This is a genomic window from Nocardia sp. N2S4-5 (assembly GCF_044628355.1).
Lineage (GTDB): Bacteria > Actinomycetota > Actinomycetes > Mycobacteriales > Mycobacteriaceae > Nocardia > Nocardia wallacei_B.
In genome coordinates, this window is sequence record NZ_JBIUPM010000001.1 from 7,837,420 (window position 1) to 7,853,702 (window position 16,283).

Sequence of the window (16,283 nt, forward strand, 5' to 3'; positions counted from 1 at the left end):
GTCAGGCCGGGTCGTTCTCCGGCTGCGCCGGTGCGGGGTGCCGCACGTGTTCCGGTGGCTCGTCCGCACCCGGCGGTTCCGGGAGGGCCAGGGTGAGGACGGCGAGTCCGAAGGCGACCACTGCGATCGCCGACAGCATGGTGATGCTGCCGTTCAAGGTGTGGGCGCGGAAGAAGACGGTGCTCAGCACGGCCAGGCCGACCGCGTTGCCGATCTGCTCGATGGTCGGCAGCGCGCCGGAGGCCTCGGCCATGCGCTCGACGTCGAGCCGGGCCAGCATGATCGGCTGCAGTAGCGCGGCGAAGGCCCCGACACCGAAACCGGCGACGAATACCGGGATCACCGCCAGCGCCAGGCTCACCTCGCCGTCGGTCACCCACAGATAACCCGCGGCGATGGCCACGCAGCCGCCGAACACGGCGATTCCCGCCGCGAGTACCCGCACCCCCCACCGCTTCACGAACAGCGGCGAAAGCAGCGCTCCCGCACCGGCGCCCAGCGCGAACGGCGTCATCGCGATGCCGGTGCGCAGCGGTGTCCAGTGCAGCACGTCCTGCAACATGATGGAGGCGGCGAACACGAACGCGGTGAACAACCCGAAGAAGATCGACACCAGCACCGAACCCACCCGAAAACCGCGGTCCGCGAACAGGTCCAGCCGCACCAGCGGGCCGTCACCGCGCCGCGATCGCCGCCGCTGCTGCGCGATGAACACGGCCGCGACCACGAGCGCGACGGCGATCATCGCGAAATGCCCGGGGCGCCAGCCGTTCTGCTGCACGTCGGCCAGCGCCGACAGCAGCAGGAGCAGGCTGAGGGTCGACACTATCGCGCCGGTCAGGTCCAGGCCCTCGCGCTCGGGCGCCGGGCCGAGGTGCAGGAACCGGTGGGCCAGTACGAATGCCAGCACCCCGAGCGGCAGGTTCATCAGGAAGATCGCGTGCCATCCCGAACCGCCGATGTTCATCGTGATGAGCACGCCGCCGACGATCGGGCCGAGCATGCCCGCGAATCCGGCTGTCGCGCCGTAGAGCGCGAAGACCTGCTGATGGCGTTCGCGGGGGAAGCTGGCGGTCAGGATGGCGATGGTCTGCGCCGCCATGCCCGCGCCGGTGATACCCTGGGCGACCCGGGCGACGATCAATTCCGTAGCGCTGGTGGACATTCCGCACCACAGCGAGGCGGCGGTGAAGCCGACCACCGACACCAGGAACAGCCTGCGGCGGCCCACCAGCGCGCCGATGCGGGCCGCGGTGAGCAGCGTGCACGCGAAGGCCAGCGAGTATCCCGCCACCACCAGCAGCTGCGCCGACTGCGAGGCACGCAGATCGCGGCTGATGTCCGGCAGTGCGGTATTCACGATGGTCACGTCGATCATCTGCATGAACACCGAGATCAGGCAGCCGGCGAAGGCGAGCCAGGCGGCCAACTCGCCGCTGGGCCTGGTGGTGGTATCGGCCTCGGTCACGACCATGCCTCCGATTCCGGACAGTCGAACAAGTCATTTCCCGAGTGGGACTGTGGCAGAGGTGAATCTGCCTGTCGCCCTTTACACGCGAAGATTCCCGGATCACACAGCAGGCGCGGGCGGCGGTTGTGAGCCGGACCAACGCGTTGTGACACCTACCGACTCGGCGGGGCGGGTGTGTCGTCGCGGGTGAGCGCCGATTCGAACATCGGCCAGGAGTTGTGCAGGTCGTCCTGCCAGTAGCCCCACGAGTGGGTGCCGTTGTCGCGGAAGTCGAAGGTGGCGGGAACCTTCAACTGCCGCAGGCGTTCCTGCAGCTGGTGGGTGCAGACGTTGGTGACCACTTCCAGGGGCGCGCCGAAGAACAGCTGGTACATCAGTTGCATCGCGTCGCCGTGGGCGCCGGGGAGATTGTCGCGGGGACCGGGCAGGCCGTTGCCGGTGGAGACGTAGATGGAGGTGCCGCGTAATCGGTCCGCGTTCAGGTACGGGTCGTTGGCGGCCCACGCGGGGTCGCTGGGCGGACCCCACATGTTGGCGGCATTGCCGCGCTGGCCGGTGACGACCGCCTGCACCATGGCCTGTCCCTGCGGGTCGCTGGTGCGCACACAGCCGCTGTAGGAACCGATCGCGCGATACAGCTCCGGAGCGCCGATGGCGAGCTGGAACACCGAGGTACCGGCCATGGAGATGCCCGCGATGGCATTGGCGCCGCTGCCGCGGAACGCGGCGTCGATGATCGGCGGCAGTTCCTGGGTGAGGAAGGTGGACCAGCGCTGGCGGCCCAGTACCGGGTCGTCGGCGCGCCAGTCGGTGAAGTAGCTGCCCGCGCCGCCGAACGGGATCACGACATTGACCTGCTTGTCGCGGAAGAACTGGACCAGGTCGGTGGTCTCCAGCCAGTTGCCGTCCGAACCGCCGTTGGCGCCGTTGAGCAGATAGAACGTCGGCGCCGGGCGGTCCGGATCGGCGGCCCGCAGCACGGTCAGCCGGGTCACGGTGTTCATCGCGGCGGAATGCACGCCGACATCGAGCACGCGCGCGGAGATGTGCCGGATATCGGCGATGCGCGTGCCGTCCTCGGCGGTCAGCGGTGCGCCCGCGGCGGGCTCGGCCGCGGCGATGCCGCCGACGGCGAATCCATTGACACTCAAGGCCGTAACGAGCACGGTGGCCGCCGTGAGCAGGCCCCGCGACAGCCGCTCGGACATCATCGCACTCCGATCTGGACGCCGTGACACGCCGCCGCTGCGCGAACGGCGAGGTGCCCCCCGAACCCATGTCGAGTCAACAGCATGCCGGTCGGGTTGACCAGGGGCCGCGACCGATATTGTGGCGCTTCCCAGGCCGTTCCCTGTGCGAATTGCCCCGATTCCCAAAGGGTGCCGCGTGCGCGGCACTGATCAGAGGACGAAGACGCGTTCCGAGGGCGGCAGCCGGTCGAGGGTGGCGGAGATCCTCGCGCACAGCCGCGTGGGGCGGTCGATATCGGTGGCGGACTTGCCGCTGGTGAGGATCGCCCCGGCGAGCGCGCGTTCGGGATCGGCCCAGCCGTATTGCGTGGTGAGCCCGCTGCGGCCGAAGTGGGAGCGGGTGTGGGCGCCGAATTTCGATCTGCGCCCGCCCAATTCGAACCCGGCGCGGCTCACCCGCCCGGCCACGCCCGGCAGCCACGCGGCCGGACGCACCGCCTGCCGCAGGGTGTCGGGCTCGATGATCCGGACCCCGTCGAGTTCGCCGCCGCGCGTGAGGATCTCGTAGAACCTCGACAGTTCCGCGGCGGTGGTGACGAGATTGCCCGAGGGCAACTCGGCGGTGAGGAAGGCGCGATTGTCGGCTTCGGACACCGGTCCACTCAGCCCGCCGCCGAGTGCCTTGTGCGCCAGGAACTTCCACACCTTCGACGGTGGCGGCCCGGTCCGCACGCTGGGGACGACCAGATCGACGTCGTCGGGCCCGACTCCGAAGTTGGTCCAGCGGAAGCCCAGCGGACCGAGCACCCGCTCGGCCAGGTGCTCGCGCATCGAGCGGCCGGTGGCGCGACGCACCAGCAGCCGCTGGATCAGTCCGCCGGTCATCGCGTGGTAGACGCGGAAGCGGCCCGGGCGCCAGCTGGGCACCAGATCGGCCAGCGCCCGCGCGGCCAGGTCCTCGTCCAGCACCAGTTCCGCGCCGCGGTAGGGCGGGGTGATGAACGGCACCCCGGCCGAATGCGACAGCACGTGGCCGATGGTGATGGCGGACTTGCCGTTGGCGGCGAACTCGGGAATGTATCGGCAGACCGGGTCGTCGAGTGCGAAGACGCCCTGTTCGAGCAGCATGAACATCAGCGTCGCGGAGACGCCCTTGGCGGTGGAGAAGCCGCAGAACGGCATGTCCGGCGTCACCGGGACGCGCTCCGCGTCCGGCTCGTCCTGGGGCGCGTTGCCGCGGGAATGGCCGATCGCCCGGTTGAGCACGGTCTTGCCGTTGCGACGCAGGCACACCTGGATCGCGGGCGTGGTCCCGAGCCGGTACCAGTCCACGACCTCGGCCCAGAGGGACTCGACGGCGGCGCGGGTGACCCCGGCGTCGGCGGGATCGTCCTCGGGCCCGGTCGTCGTCACCGAGTCCACGTCGGCGGGAACGGTCACCATCGCGTTGGTCATTGCAGCCAGCATAGCCACGGGCCGCGCGGCGGGTCCGCGGGTCGGCGCCCGCCGTGTTGCTCGCGGCCGGAATCCGTTGGCGGGCAATAGGATCTCGCTGAGCGGAACTGGTGGACGCGGCGCCCGGCCCGGTTAGCGTCCCGGCATGAGCAGTGTGCCCGGAGCGCGCCGGACGTTGAAGACCGTGACGGGAGTGAGCGGGTCGCCGGAGGTGTACGCCGCCGCCATCGATCCCGGGCGATCGACGCTCGCGGACGCGGTCGAGGTGGCGCGGCTGGCCGAGGCCCACAAGATCGACGCGCTGTTCGCGGCGGACCTGCTCAGCTTCGGCGCGCAGGGCGCGATCGGCGCGCAGGAACCGCTGATCGTGCTGTCCGCGCTCAGCGCGGTGACCTCGCACGTCGGGCTCATCGCGACCGTGACCACGACCTTCCACCACCCGTTCAACCTGGCCCGGCTGTTCGGGACACTCGATCACGTCAGCAACGGGCGCGCGGCCTGGAACGCGGTCACCTCGTCGGTGGGGGAGGAGAATTACGGCGCCGGGGACCTGCCGAGCCCGGAGGAGCGTTATGCGCGCGCCGCGGAGTCGATCGCGGTCGTCAACGCCCTGTTCGACAGCTGGCGGCCCGGTGCGCTGAGCCCGGACGGCCACGGTGGGGCGGTGCTCGACGCGGGGCGGGTGCGGCCGATCGATCACGCGGGGCGCTACTTCACCGTGCGCGGTCCGCTGAATATTCCGGCGCTGCCGCAGCGGCGGCCGGTGCAGTTCCAGGCCGGGCAGTCCGAGGCCGGGATCGAACTCGGCGCCCGGTTCGCCGAGGTGGTGTTCACCTCGCTGCCCACGCTGGAGGACGCGGTGACCTATGCGAAACGCATCCGGGCCCGCGCTACGGAACTCGGCCGGGCGGACGGTCTGCCGCTGATCATGAGTTCGCTGCACGCGACCTACGGCGCGACCGAGGCCGAGGTCCGCCGCGCGGTGCGCGAACAACGGGAGGCCACCGATTTCGAGGCGGGGCGCGCGCGGCTGGCCGACATGCTCGGCGGCATCGACCTCGCCGAGCTACCGCTGGACCGGTCGATTCCCGAGCATGTGCTGCCGGATGTCCGCACGATCAACCGCCGCCGCGGCCGCGTCGAGATCTTCAGCCGCTTCGCCCGGCAGGGAAAGACGTTGCGGGAGTTGATCCTCGCCGCGAAGGACACCGGACACTGGGCGGTGGCGGGAACGCCGGAGCAGATCGCCGACGCGGTGCAGGAGCGCTACACCGCCGGCGTTCTCGACGTCCTCACTCTCGGCGGCCTGGACCAGCCGCGCTCGCGCGAATTCGTCCTCGACGGCTTGCTCCCGGAACTCCGCCGCCGCCGCATCGTCGGCGCCGACTACGTGGGTGACACCTTCCGCGACAACCTGGAACTCCCGCCACTCCCGCCCCACGATTTGCCCTGAGGTACACCCGACTGAACTGGAGGGTACAACGGGGCGGATATGCTGCTGGAATGGCAGCGGGACAGGCGGCGGGTGCGGCGTCGCGCGGGCGGATCGACAAGCGGCAGGCGATTCTGGCCGCCGCATTTCAGGTCTTTGCGCGCAAGGGGTTCGAGCAGGCCTGTGTGCAGGACATCGCGGCGGCGGCCGGAGTAGCGAAGCCGACGGTGTACAACCACCTCACCGACAAGCACAGCCTGCTGCGCGAGTCGATCACCGTGGTCGCGGACGAGGTGGGGGCGGAGTGCGTCGCCGTGCTCGATCGCCTGCGCAGTCCCGGCGCCGATATCGGCGCGCTGCTCGAGGACGTCGCGTACCGGCTGGTGCGCATCTGCAACGACGATCGGTCGCGAGCCCTGCGCCGGCTCGCCTACGGACAGGCCGCCGTGCACCCGGAACTGGTCGAACTCGCCCGGGAGCGCACCGGGCTGCGCACGCTCGACGCTCTGTCCGACCGCCTGGCCCGCCTGACCCTCTCCGGTCACGTGCGCACCGAGGATCCGGCGACCGCCGCCGAACAGTTCCTCGCGCTGCTGACCGCCCCGGTGGAGAACCGCTCCCGAATGGGCACCCACACGGTCCGCATCGCCGAACTCCGCGCCATCGCCACCGCCGCGGTCCGCACCTTCCTCGCCGCCTACGGCCCCCGCCCCCAATAGCGGGCTACGCGCCCCCAACGGCGGGCTACGCGACTACGGCCAACAGGGTCGTTGCGGAGATGGTGAGTTCGTGGTCGCCTTCAAACTGGATGCGCTGCCGAGCCTGGTCGACGGTGAGGCCGCGGCTGCCCAGCCGCCAGACCGTGTCCGCGTCCATTCGCACGACCGCTGCCGGAGCCTCGGGGATCGCCGCGGTCAGGTCCCATGCGGTGCCGTCGCTGATGACGGCCCATCGCCCACCGGCCGTGCCGGTGACCTCGACCAGCACCGCGGTGCCGGGCGGCCGGGGACGGTCGCGCAGGGCGGCGGGCAGGGCGTGCAGGAACGCGACCACCACCGGCCGCAGCAGGTCCGCGGCGCCGGCGTGCCCGTCACGGCTGCCGGACAGGCGGCGCAGGTAGTCGTTGAGGATATGCGCGGTGATATCCCGCACCGCCCAGCCCGGGCACACCGTCGGCTTCGCCCAGTCGGCCGGTTCGAGCGATTCGAGCAGGCTGATCAGTTCGCGCCGTTCCCGCGGGAACAGCGGCCGCGTGTCGAGGGGGATCATGCCTGCCAGTGAACCGCCGACGGGCGGTGCGGGGCGAGTGGTTTTCGGCCGGTGTCAGGACTCGAGGGCGGGCTCGAAGACCGACCAGGAGTCGTGCAGGTCGCTCTGCCAGTAACCCCACGAGTGGGTGCCGACCGGGCGCAGGTTGAAGGTGGCGGCAATCCCGAGCCCGCCGAGGCGGTCGCGCAGGGTCAGCGCGCAGCGGTTGGTGATGGCCTCCAGGACGCCGCCGCTGACCAGCTGGCCGATGAGTTTGCCGGAGCTGCCGTGGATTCCGGGGCCGTCGAGGGTGTCGAGCGGTCCGGGAAAGCCCGTTCCGGTGGACACGTAGATCGCGGTGCCGCGCAGGCGTTCGGCGTGCAGGAACGGATCGTTGGCCGCCCAGGTGGGATCGTTCGGCGGACCCCACAGGTTGGCGGGATTTCCGCGCCAGCGCAGTACGACCGCGTCGACGAACGCCTGCCCCTGCAGATCACTGGTCTGCACGCAGCCGCTGTAGGAGCCGACCGCGCGATACAGACCCGGTGCGGCGAGCGCGAGCTGGAACACCGAGGTGCCGGCCATCGAGATGCCCGCGACGGCGTTGGCGCCGGAACCGCGGAAAGCCGAGTCGATGATCGGCGGCAGCTCGCCGGTGAGGAAGGTGGTCCACCGCTGCCGCCCGAGCACCGGGTCGTCGGAGCGCCAATCGGCGAAGTAGCTGCCGTTGCCGCCCATCGGCACCACCAGCGTGACCTGCTTGTCGCGGAAGAACTCGGTGATGTCGGTCTGCTCGGTCCAGCTGCTGGAGTCCGCGCCGCCGCTGGCCCCGTTGAGTAGGTACAGCACCGGCGCCGGGCGCGAAACATCTGGCGCCGGACGGACTTTCACGGTCAGATCGGTGGTCATGGCCGCCGAGTGCACGCGCAGGTCCAGCATGCCGTCGGCGCTCTCGGTGGCCGCGACGAGGCGCGAGCCGTCGGGCGCCGGGAGTGCGGCGGCCGTGAGCGCCGGGATGTCGAGCGGGTCCGGCTCGTCCGCGGCGGCGGGCGTCAGCGGCGCCAGACCGGCGACGATCAGCGGCGCGAGCAGCAGCCTGAGGCCCGCCCGAGTCCGTCCGGTGGACCGTCTGCCACGACTTCTCACCGCGCCTCCCATTACTTCCGTGCGAGCGTGTTCGATGCCACCGTAGAACCGGATATTCGACCCCTACAAGCGGTTACGCGCCGAATTGGGACGACCGGTCGGGCGGCTCGCCCGATCCTGGGGAAGCTCACAAGATTCCGAACGGACGGTGGTGATACCCGCCCACCTGCCGTTAACTCGTCACCACGTTACCGGCGGGTTACACGGCCGGTGCGTCGAGTTCTCTTGCGCCACACGAATCGAGGTATCCGTGGTCAATTTCGGTTTCTTCGACGATTGGCATCCGGAGCCGGGCAGGCTCACCAGCTGGACGGCATCGCCCAGGTCACGGGCTTCGGTGCGGCGGGCGCCGGTGCACCGGACCGGGCCGTCGTATCAGCAGGAAGCGTATCTGCAAGCCGCGCACCGCAATTCCGGTGCGGGGTTCCGCGTATCCCGGTTGTGCATGATCGCATTCGATATCCCCGGCGCGCCGGTCCAGGCGGCGATGACCCGGACGGTGAATGCCTTTCTGCGGCGGCACGATACATTCTCCAGCTGGTTCGCCCTCGATTCCGACGGGCGTTTCGTGCGCCATGTGGCCGACGCCGACGATATCGAATTCGAGGCCACCGATCACGGCGAATTCACCGACAGCGCGGCCATTCGCGCGCACGTGCAGGCCGATACGCCGGGGCCCGAGGACTGGGACTGCTTCAGTTTCGGCATCATCGAACGCGACCAGTCCTTCACCGTCTACGCGGCCGTGGACCACCTGCACACCGACGGGGTGGCGCAGGCGCTGTCGTGCGTGGATCTGCTCACGCTGTACGGGCGCGAACTGTCCGGCGGCCAGGTTCCGATCGCCGAGGTCGATGGGCATATCGCCCACTGTGCCCGGGAACGGGAGCGCAACGGCCGGTTGACCGCGGATTCGCCGCAGGTGCGCCGCTGGGTGGAGTTGTTGCAGCGCAACGACGGTGACGTGCCGTCGTTTCCGCTGGAACTCGGCGGTGGCGGCGGATACAGCACCGGCGCGGTGGTGACCGTGCCGCTGATGAGCGAGACCGACGCGCTCCGATTCGAGCAGGCGTGTGTGGATCACGGTGGCCGGTTCCACGGCGGGCTGTTCGTGGCGCTGGCGATCGCCCAGCTCGAATTGACCGGCAAGGACTGGTATTTCGGGTTCAGTCCGGCCAATACCCGCGGTACGCCGGGGGAGGCCGGTTCGATCGGCTGGTATACCAACCTGATTCCGGTCACCCTGGCCATCCGGCCCGACGACACCTTCACCACGCTGGTCGGCCCGGCGCAGGAGTCCGCCGAGCGCGCGAAGGATCTGCTCGACGTGTCACTGCACCGGGTGCTGGAGTTGGTCACGCCCGACCTCGGTATCCGCACCCGGCGGGGCTGGGCGGCCCCCATGCTGTCCTACGTCGATGTCCGCAAGATCGCGGGCGCGGAGATGTTCGACCAGATCAACGGCGGTCTCTTCGGCAACAATTCCTCCGCCGGCGAGGTGTACACATGGGTGAACCGCTTCCACGACCAGACCAAGCTCAGCGTGCTGTTCCCGGACACGCCGCAGGCCCACGAGTCGATCGACCGGTACGTGAAGACGGTGACCTCGGTCATCACCGCGGTCGCCGCCGAGGGGGACTACGGCATCCGCGCCGATCCGCGCTCATGAGACGGCGGCATGGCGGCGGACCGCCGCGTCCGCCGGGGAGCGTCCGGGCCGGAACCCGTGCGGGCCACCGCGTCCGGGCACGGGTGGTGCCGGGTGTCAGCCGGAGGAGCCGTTGACGGCGACGTCCGGGAACGCGTACGCCGAGGCCGCCGATCGGTCCGGCGCTCTCGGCACCGCTTCGGAAGCCCTGCCGCCCTTCGCGTTTCGCCCGATCCTCGCGATCGCAGGCGTGGCCGCGGCGGTGCTGTTCGCGCGCGCCGACCGGTACGACTACTTCGGCGACGAGCTGTACTTCTTGGCAGCAGGACGGCGCTTGGCCTTCGGGTACGTCGACCAAGGACCGCTGATACCGCTGCTGGCGCGATGCGCCGACGCCCTCGTGCCGGATTCGCTTGTCGTGCTGCGGTTCCCGGCAATCCTGGCGACGGTCGTCGCGATCGTCGTGGCCGCCGCGACGGCGCGGGAGTTCGGCGGTGGCCGCGCGGCGCAGGTGACGGCCGCGCTCGGCTACGCGACCTGCCCGTTCCTGGTGACGCAGGCGGCGACCCTGTCGACCTTCGCGCTGGACACCACCCTCACCGCGACGCTGGTGTGGCTGCTGGTGCGCTGGAACCGGATTCGCGATGATCGGCTGCTGCTCGCCGCCGCGGTGGTGGCCGCGGTCGACATACAGGTCAAGCTGCTGTTGCCGGCGCTGCTGCTCGGACTCGGCCTGGGGATCGCGCTATGCGGCCCGCGCGAGTTGCTGCGCCGCCGCGCGCTGTGGCTGGGCGCGCTCCTGGTCGCCGGGTCGGCGCTGCCGGGAGTGCTCTGGCAGGCACGGCACGGCTGGCCGCAGGTCGCGATGGGCGCGGTGATCCGGGCCGAGCAGCAGGCCGCGACCGGCGGCGTCCCCGGACTGCCGCTGCAACTGGTCCTGCTCGTCGGGTTGCTCGGCGGGATCCTCGCCGCGGCGGGACTGTGGGCGTGGGGCCGGGCGGCGACGATCTCTCGTGGGCTGTACAGCCACCGGTTCGTCGCCGTGGCCGTGCTGTGCCAGCTGCTGTTCCTGCTGGACACCGGGAGCCGGCCCTACTATCTGGCGGGTCTGTTCCCGGTGCTGTTCGCGGCCGGTGCGGTATGGCTTTTCGACCGCGAGATCCGCTGGATGCCCGCGGCGGCGATGGTGTCGGCCGTACTCTCGGCCGCGATCGTCGGCACGGTGCTCACCCTCCTGCCGCGACCGGCCGGGGAGCTGCGGCAGCCGACCGATACGCAGAGCCAGCTGTCGGCCCGCCTGCGACTGTTCGGCACCAGCGGCTGGGACCGCTTGGCCGCCACCGTGCGCGACGCCTATCGCGAACTGCCGCCGGACGAGCGAGCGCGCACCGTGATCGTCACGCACACCTATTGGCAGGCAAGCGCTCTCGACCGCACGGACCTGCCCGCGGTGTACAGCCCCGACCGCGGCTTCGCCTACTTCGGGACGCCGCCCGAAACCGCCACGACCGTCCTGTATGTCGCCCCGGCGGCCGCCGAAACCACTCTGCGCCGGACGTTCTCCGGCGTCCGCCCGGTGGCTCGCCTGGACGACCCGCTCGGTTTCCCCGGCATCGACCGCAAGCTCACCGTCTGGCGCTGCGACCGGCCCGCCCGGTCCTGGGCCGAGACCTGGCCGGTTCTGACCACCAACGTGCTCGACGCGGGCATCTGACGCGCACAAGGAGATTCGATGTCGCTCACGGCCGACACCACGGGCATCACCTGGTTCCGGGGCGAATGGTCGCTCCCGGAACTGACCGAATACAAAGGGAGCCGGACGATTTCGGTCGTCGTCCCGGCGCTGAACGAGCAGGAGACGGTCGGCGGCGTGCTCGCCTCGATTCGCGGTCTGGTGGGCACGCTGGTCGACGAGCTCATCGTGGTCGACTCCGGTTCCACCGATGCCACCATCGACCGCGCCCGCGCGGCCGGCGCCACCGCGGTCTACACCCGCGAGCAGGCCCTGCCCTCGCTGCCGCCGCGCCCCGGCAAGGGCGAGGTGCTGTGGCGGTCGCTGGCCGTCGCGACCGGCGACATCATCGTCTTCATCGACTCCGACCTGCGCGACCCCGACCCGCGCTTCGTCCCCGCGCTGGTGGCCCCCTTGCTGCTCGATGACGGGCTGCGGTTGGTGAAGGGCTGCTACCGCAGGCCGCTGGGGCACGACCCGTCCGGTGACGCCGACGGCGGCGGCCGGGTCACGCAACTGGTAGCCCGGCCGCTGCTGACCGCGCTCGCCCCCGACCTCGCCGACCTCGTGCAACCGCTCGGCGGCGAATACGCCGCGACCCGCGAACTGCTGACCGCCGTGCCGTTCGCGCCCGGCTACGGCGTCGAGATCGGCCTGCTGCTCGACACCTGGCGCCGCCACGGCGCGTCCGCCATCGGGCAGGTGGACCTCGGCACCCGGGTACACCGCAACCGCCCCACCCACGAACTCGCCGTGATGAGCCGCCAGATCGTGGCGACCATGCTGGACCGGCTCGGGATCGGTGACTCCGGAACGGGACTGACCCAGTACCGGCCCGACGGCGCGGGGTGGCGGCGGCACACCACCACGGTGTCGCTGGAGGACCGCCCCGCCATGGCGGACCTGCTCGCCTACGACTGCTCCCTGCTCAACCCGTGACCGTCCCCGCCGCGCGATCACCGTCAACGAAGGACTCACCGTGACCGGACACCACGCGCGCGTCGCACCGATGCGGCGCACGCTGCTCGCGGCGCTGCTGCTGGCCGTCGCGCAGCTCGCCGATCCTACTGTGGCACAAGCACAACCGCCGGTGACGATGTCGGCCGACGGCTCCCGCCTCGACCGCATCCAGGCACACCCCGGCCGCTACCTCGACCTGTACGTGTACTCGGCCGCGATGAACGTCGTCGTCCGCTCCCGCGTGCTGCGCGCCCCGGACGAGCAGACGCCCGCACCGACGCTGTACCTGCTCAACGGCGCCAACGGCGGAGTGGACGGCAGCTGGTACGACGAGACCGACGTCGCCGAATTCTTCGGTGACAAACAGGTCAACGTCGTCATCCCGATCGGCGGCGCGGGCAGCTACTTCGCCGACTGGCGATCCGACGACCCGATTCTCGGCCGCCAGCGCTGGGCGACGTTCCTCACCGCGGAGCTGCCGCCGATCGTGGACGCGGCCCTGAACGGCAACGGCGCCAACGCGATCGCCGGACTGTCGATGGCGGGCACGTCGGTGTTCCAGCTCGCGCTGAGCGCGCCGGGCCTGTACCGGGCGATCGGGTCCTACAGCGGCTGCATCCAGACCAGCAACCCCGGCGGGCAGGCCATGGTGGCCGCCGTGGTGGCGCGCCAGCGCGGCAATGTCGCCAACCTGTGGGGGCCGCCGTCGGATCCGGCGTGGGCCGCCCACGACCCCTACGTGCACGCCGACCGGTTGCGTGGGACAGCGATCTACGTGGCCACGGGCACCGGCGTCCCCGGCGCGCTGGACACCCCCGAGGGCACCCGCGGCGACCTGCTGCAGCTCACCTGGCAGCTGATGTTCGGCGCGCCGCTCGAGGCGATCGCGAACGTGTGCACCTACCAGTTGCGGGACCGGTTGCGGGAGTTGGACATTCCGGCCACCTTCGACTTCCGCCCGACCGGCACGCATTCGTGGGGTTACTGGCAGCAGGACCTGCACAACTCCTGGCCGATGTTCGAGGCCGCGCTGGCCCGCCGGGTGCGTTAGGTGTCATCGCGGTCCCGGCACCGGATTGTGGACCGTCATCATCGACGCCGCAGCACATTTCGGGCATCGCCGCGGTGTCGTAGCCTGGCCGACCGACAGTAGGGACGCGTCGGATCGGAGGAGCGCGATGGTCGGCGACGCCTTCGGTGTCAGCTCACGGTACTGGGAACCGCCGTCGGAACGGACCGCCGAGCTGCTGCGGGCGGCGGTGGAGATGGTGCTGGACCACCCCGAGCTGATGTACGAGGCGATGGACGACGCCTCGCTGGCCGCCGCCAGCCCGGCCATCGCCGCCGAACCGGCGCTCGCCGAGGCGGTCCGCGCCTGCGTGCGCGCGAATCTCACGCACTGGTGCCTGGCGAATCTCGCCTCCCCGGGAATGCCCGTAGCGCCGAATCTCGCCGCGGAGAACATCGAGATCGCCCGCTCGGTGGTGCGGCACGGTTTCGACGAAATGCTGGTCACGAATTTCCATGCCGGGCAGAACGCGGCCATCCGGAAATGGACGCAGCTGGCGTTCTTCGTGAGCCCGGATCCGTACGAGGTGCGGGAATTGCTCGACGTCATCATGGGTTCGATATTCGCTTTCATCGACGACACCCTGGCCGGTGTGTTCGAGCTGATCCAGCGCGAGCGCCGGGAACTGGCCGATGTCGACCACACCGAGCGGATGGAGACGCTGAACCTGGTGCTCGGCGGGGCGCCGATCAGCGCGGGCCGGGCCGGGGCACGGCTGCGGTACGAACTGGACCGGTCGCATCTGGCGGCGATCGTGTGGAGCGACTCCTATCCGGCCGCACCCGAGCCGCTTGAGCAGGTGGTGAACGCGCTCGCGCAGGCCGCGGGATCGGTGCGGCCGCTCACCCTGGTGCCCAGCCCGTCCACGCTGTGGGTGTGGCTGCCGACTGCGGAGGTGCCGCCGCTGGCCGAGGTGCGGCCCGCGATGACCGCGCCCGGCGTGCGCATGGCGGTCGGCTCGATCGGCACGGGGATGGCGGGATTCCGGCGCGCCCACCTGGATGCCGTTGCGGCCCAACGACTCATGCGCCGCCTGCCCTCGGGCGCGCGGCTGGCGACCTACGAGGAGGTCGAGGTGGTCGCGCTGGCCACCGGCGGCGACGAGGAGCGCGCCCGCGAGTTCGTCGCCCGCACGCTGGGCAATCTGATGTCCGCCGATCCCGAGCTGCGCGAGACGGTGCGCGTCTATCTGCACGAGGGCTCGAACACCACCCGGACCGCGCGGGCGCTGTTTACCCACCGCAACACGATCGTGCACCGGCTCGACCGCGTCCGCGCCCTGCTGCCGTACCCGCTCGAACAGCGTCCGCTGCACATCGCGATGGCGCTGGAGATCGTCCGTGTCCTGGGACCCGCGGACGGGCACTGACCCGCCGCGCGGCCGTCCCGCCGCGGCGCACCGGCAACAATGCACAACGTTCCGGCGCAGCGATGTGCACTTCGACCTGTTCCCGCCGCGCGGTTCGGGCTAGAGTTTCTCCCTGGCGAATTACGCCGTGCAATTGTGTGCCCTCGCAGCGTCGAACGGGGAATGTCATGACCATCCATCGATGGCCGGTTGGGGAAGTGCTACAGCGAAATTCGGCGGGTAATAGTGAATTCTCCCAATCGGGGGTCCGGTTGTGACTGTAACCGACGGTATCGCGAATCCGGGAATTTCCGCCGAGGGGCACGGCGTCCCGAATTATCCGGCGCTGTCCCGCAAGATCGTGGACGGCCTGGACCTGTCCGCGGTCGCGGACGGGGCGCGCTCGGACCCGGGTGTGCGCGGTGATCTGCTCACGGTGGTCCGCTGCTGTATGGAAGCCATCGTGACGGCGGCCGCCGCGGACGAGCGGGTGCCCGATCGCACGGCGACCCGGCTGGAGACGATCGCGGCTCGCTGGGCGGATCGGGATCTACCGGTCGAGACGATCCAGCACGCGGTGCACGCCGCCGCCGAGGCCGTGACCGAATCGGTGGTCGGCGCCCGCGCCCGGCCCGACGGCGCGGCCCGCCTGTACGGCGCGGGCGTGGTGCTGATCGAGGCGCTGCGGACCTTGTCGACCGCGGTCGCGCGCGGCTATGCCCACGAGGTACGGGCGATGACCGGCGAGCGGCGGGTCGCCTCCCAGACGCTGGTGTCGGCGCTGCTGACCGGCCGCGTCGATTCGATCATGGTGCGCCGCAACGAGGTCGAGCTGGCCGAGACCTATTTGGTGGTGGCGGTAGCGCTGGGCGCGCACTCCGACGAGCACGATCCGCGTCTGGACGGCGGAGTGGTGGCGCGCCGCAAACTGCGCCGGGTGCAGGCCGAGCTGGCGCGGGAACCCGGACCGCGCGTGCTGGCGCTGCTGAGCGTCGACGGGGGCACGGCGCTGGTCCCGGCGTCCGCCGACGCCGAGGCGGCCGACGAGCGGCTCGCCGCGTTGATCGACCGGCTGGCGTGCGCCGCGGAGGCGCCGGTGACGGCGGCGTTCGTGTCGTCGCCGAACGATCGGATCCCGCGGGCCGCCGATCGCGCGCACCAACTCCTGGACCTGGCACTGCGGTTGGATCGCGGGCCGGGCCTGTACCGCTTCCGGGATCTGGCGTGCGAATACCAACTGGTGCAACCGGGTCCGGCCAACCGCCACCTGCGGTCGCTGCTCGACCCGCTGCAGGACGAACCCGAACTGGTCGATACCGTCGACGCCTTCTTCGCGTCCCAGTGCAAACGCGAGTCCGCGGCCCGGCGGCTGGGCATCTCGGTGAGCGCCGTGCGCCGCCGCCTCGACCGGATCGCGGCGCTCACGGGTCTGAACCCGGACGCCCCGACCGACCTGTGGTATCTGCGGGCGAGTTTCGTCGCGCGCATGTTCGAGCCGGGGCAGGTCGGCAGCGTGCTGTGAACTGTCGGGGGCCGCTCGCGGGGACACTGGTAGTCACCACAAAGGCGGTCTTCGCGCGGATG

The 16,283-nt window shown here is 70.7% G+C and carries 13 protein-coding genes; 8 read left to right on the forward strand and 5 right to left on the reverse strand.

The window, feature by feature from the left end; genetic code table 11:
* Window position 1: 1 nt before the first annotated feature.
* The 3 genes from ACFMRZ_RS36150 to ACFMRZ_RS36160 all read right to left on the reverse strand — a co-directional run bounded on the left by ACFMRZ_RS36150 (window position 2) and on the right by ACFMRZ_RS36160 (window position 4,116).
* Window positions 2–1,474: an MFS transporter gene (locus ACFMRZ_RS36150; protein ID WP_400182634.1), complete on the reverse strand. Its 1,473-nt coding sequence runs from the start codon at window positions 1,472–1,474 to the stop codon at window positions 2–4.
* Window positions 1,475–1,623: 149 nt separating this feature from the next.
* Window positions 1,624–2,679: an alpha/beta hydrolase gene (locus ACFMRZ_RS36155; protein ID WP_400182635.1), complete on the reverse strand. Its 1,056-nt coding sequence runs from the start codon at window positions 2,677–2,679 to the stop codon at window positions 1,624–1,626.
* A gap of 192 nt (window positions 2,680–2,871) precedes the next feature.
* Window positions 2,872–4,116 (reverse strand): serine hydrolase domain-containing protein, encoded by a 1,245-nt coding sequence (locus ACFMRZ_RS36160; RefSeq protein WP_400182636.1) that lies wholly within the window; start codon window positions 4,114–4,116, stop codon window positions 2,872–2,874.
* 145 nt (window positions 4,117–4,261) lie between these two features.
* Here ACFMRZ_RS36160 and ACFMRZ_RS36165 point away from each other — a divergent pair, with 145 nt between their 5' ends.
* Both ACFMRZ_RS36165 and ACFMRZ_RS36170 read left to right on the forward strand, forming a co-directional pair.
* Entirely contained in the window at window positions 4,262–5,569 is a 1,308-nt protein-coding gene (locus ACFMRZ_RS36165; RefSeq protein WP_400182637.1) for an NtaA/DmoA family FMN-dependent monooxygenase, read from the forward strand.
* A gap of 50 nt (window positions 5,570–5,619) precedes the next feature.
* Window positions 5,620–6,267, forward strand: a complete 648-nt coding sequence (locus ACFMRZ_RS36170) for a TetR/AcrR family transcriptional regulator (protein ID WP_400182638.1) — start codon at window positions 5,620–5,622, stop codon at window positions 6,265–6,267.
* A gap of 25 nt (window positions 6,268–6,292) precedes the next feature.
* Here ACFMRZ_RS36170 and ACFMRZ_RS36175 read toward each other — a convergent pair whose 3' ends face one another.
* Window positions 6,293–6,817, reverse strand: coding sequence for a maleylpyruvate isomerase N-terminal domain-containing protein (locus tag ACFMRZ_RS36175; RefSeq protein ID WP_400182639.1), 525 nt, complete (start codon window positions 6,815–6,817; stop codon window positions 6,293–6,295).
* Window positions 6,818–6,871: 54 nt separating this feature from the next.
* The gene (locus ACFMRZ_RS36180; protein ID WP_400182640.1) at window positions 6,872–7,942 is read right to left on the reverse strand and encodes an alpha/beta hydrolase; all 1,071 of its coding nucleotides are present in this window, start codon (window positions 7,940–7,942) and stop codon (window positions 6,872–6,874) included.
* A gap of 250 nt (window positions 7,943–8,192) precedes the next feature.
* On the opposite strand from ACFMRZ_RS36180, the gene ACFMRZ_RS36185 reads away from it, so the two are divergent.
* The 6 genes from ACFMRZ_RS36185 to ACFMRZ_RS36210 all read left to right on the forward strand — a co-directional run bounded on the left by ACFMRZ_RS36185 (window position 8,193) and on the right by ACFMRZ_RS36210 (window position 16,221).
* Window positions 8,193–9,611: a condensation domain-containing protein gene (locus ACFMRZ_RS36185; RefSeq protein ID WP_400182641.1), complete on the forward strand. Its 1,419-nt coding sequence runs from the start codon at window positions 8,193–8,195 to the stop codon at window positions 9,609–9,611.
* A gap of 112 nt (window positions 9,612–9,723) precedes the next feature.
* The gene (locus ACFMRZ_RS36190) at window positions 9,724–11,304 is read left to right on the forward strand and encodes a glycosyltransferase family 39 protein (protein WP_400182642.1); all 1,581 of its coding nucleotides are present in this window, start codon (window positions 9,724–9,726) and stop codon (window positions 11,302–11,304) included.
* Between the two features lie 18 nt (window positions 11,305–11,322).
* Window positions 11,323–12,261 (forward strand): glucosyl-3-phosphoglycerate synthase, encoded by a 939-nt coding sequence (locus ACFMRZ_RS36195; RefSeq protein ID WP_400182643.1) that lies wholly within the window; start codon window positions 11,323–11,325, stop codon window positions 12,259–12,261.
* A gap of 70 nt (window positions 12,262–12,331) precedes the next feature.
* Window positions 12,332–13,333, forward strand: coding sequence for an alpha/beta hydrolase (locus ACFMRZ_RS36200; protein WP_400183058.1), 1,002 nt, complete (start codon window positions 12,332–12,334; stop codon window positions 13,331–13,333).
* A gap of 127 nt (window positions 13,334–13,460) precedes the next feature.
* On the forward strand, window positions 13,461–14,720 hold the full coding sequence (locus ACFMRZ_RS36205) for a PucR family transcriptional regulator (protein ID WP_400182644.1): 1,260 nt from the start codon (window positions 13,461–13,463) through the stop codon (window positions 14,718–14,720).
* Between the two features lie 253 nt (window positions 14,721–14,973).
* Window positions 14,974–16,221, forward strand: coding sequence for a PucR family transcriptional regulator (locus ACFMRZ_RS36210; protein ID WP_400182645.1), 1,248 nt, complete (start codon window positions 14,974–14,976; stop codon window positions 16,219–16,221).
* The last annotated feature ends 62 nt before the right edge of the window (window positions 16,222–16,283 follow it).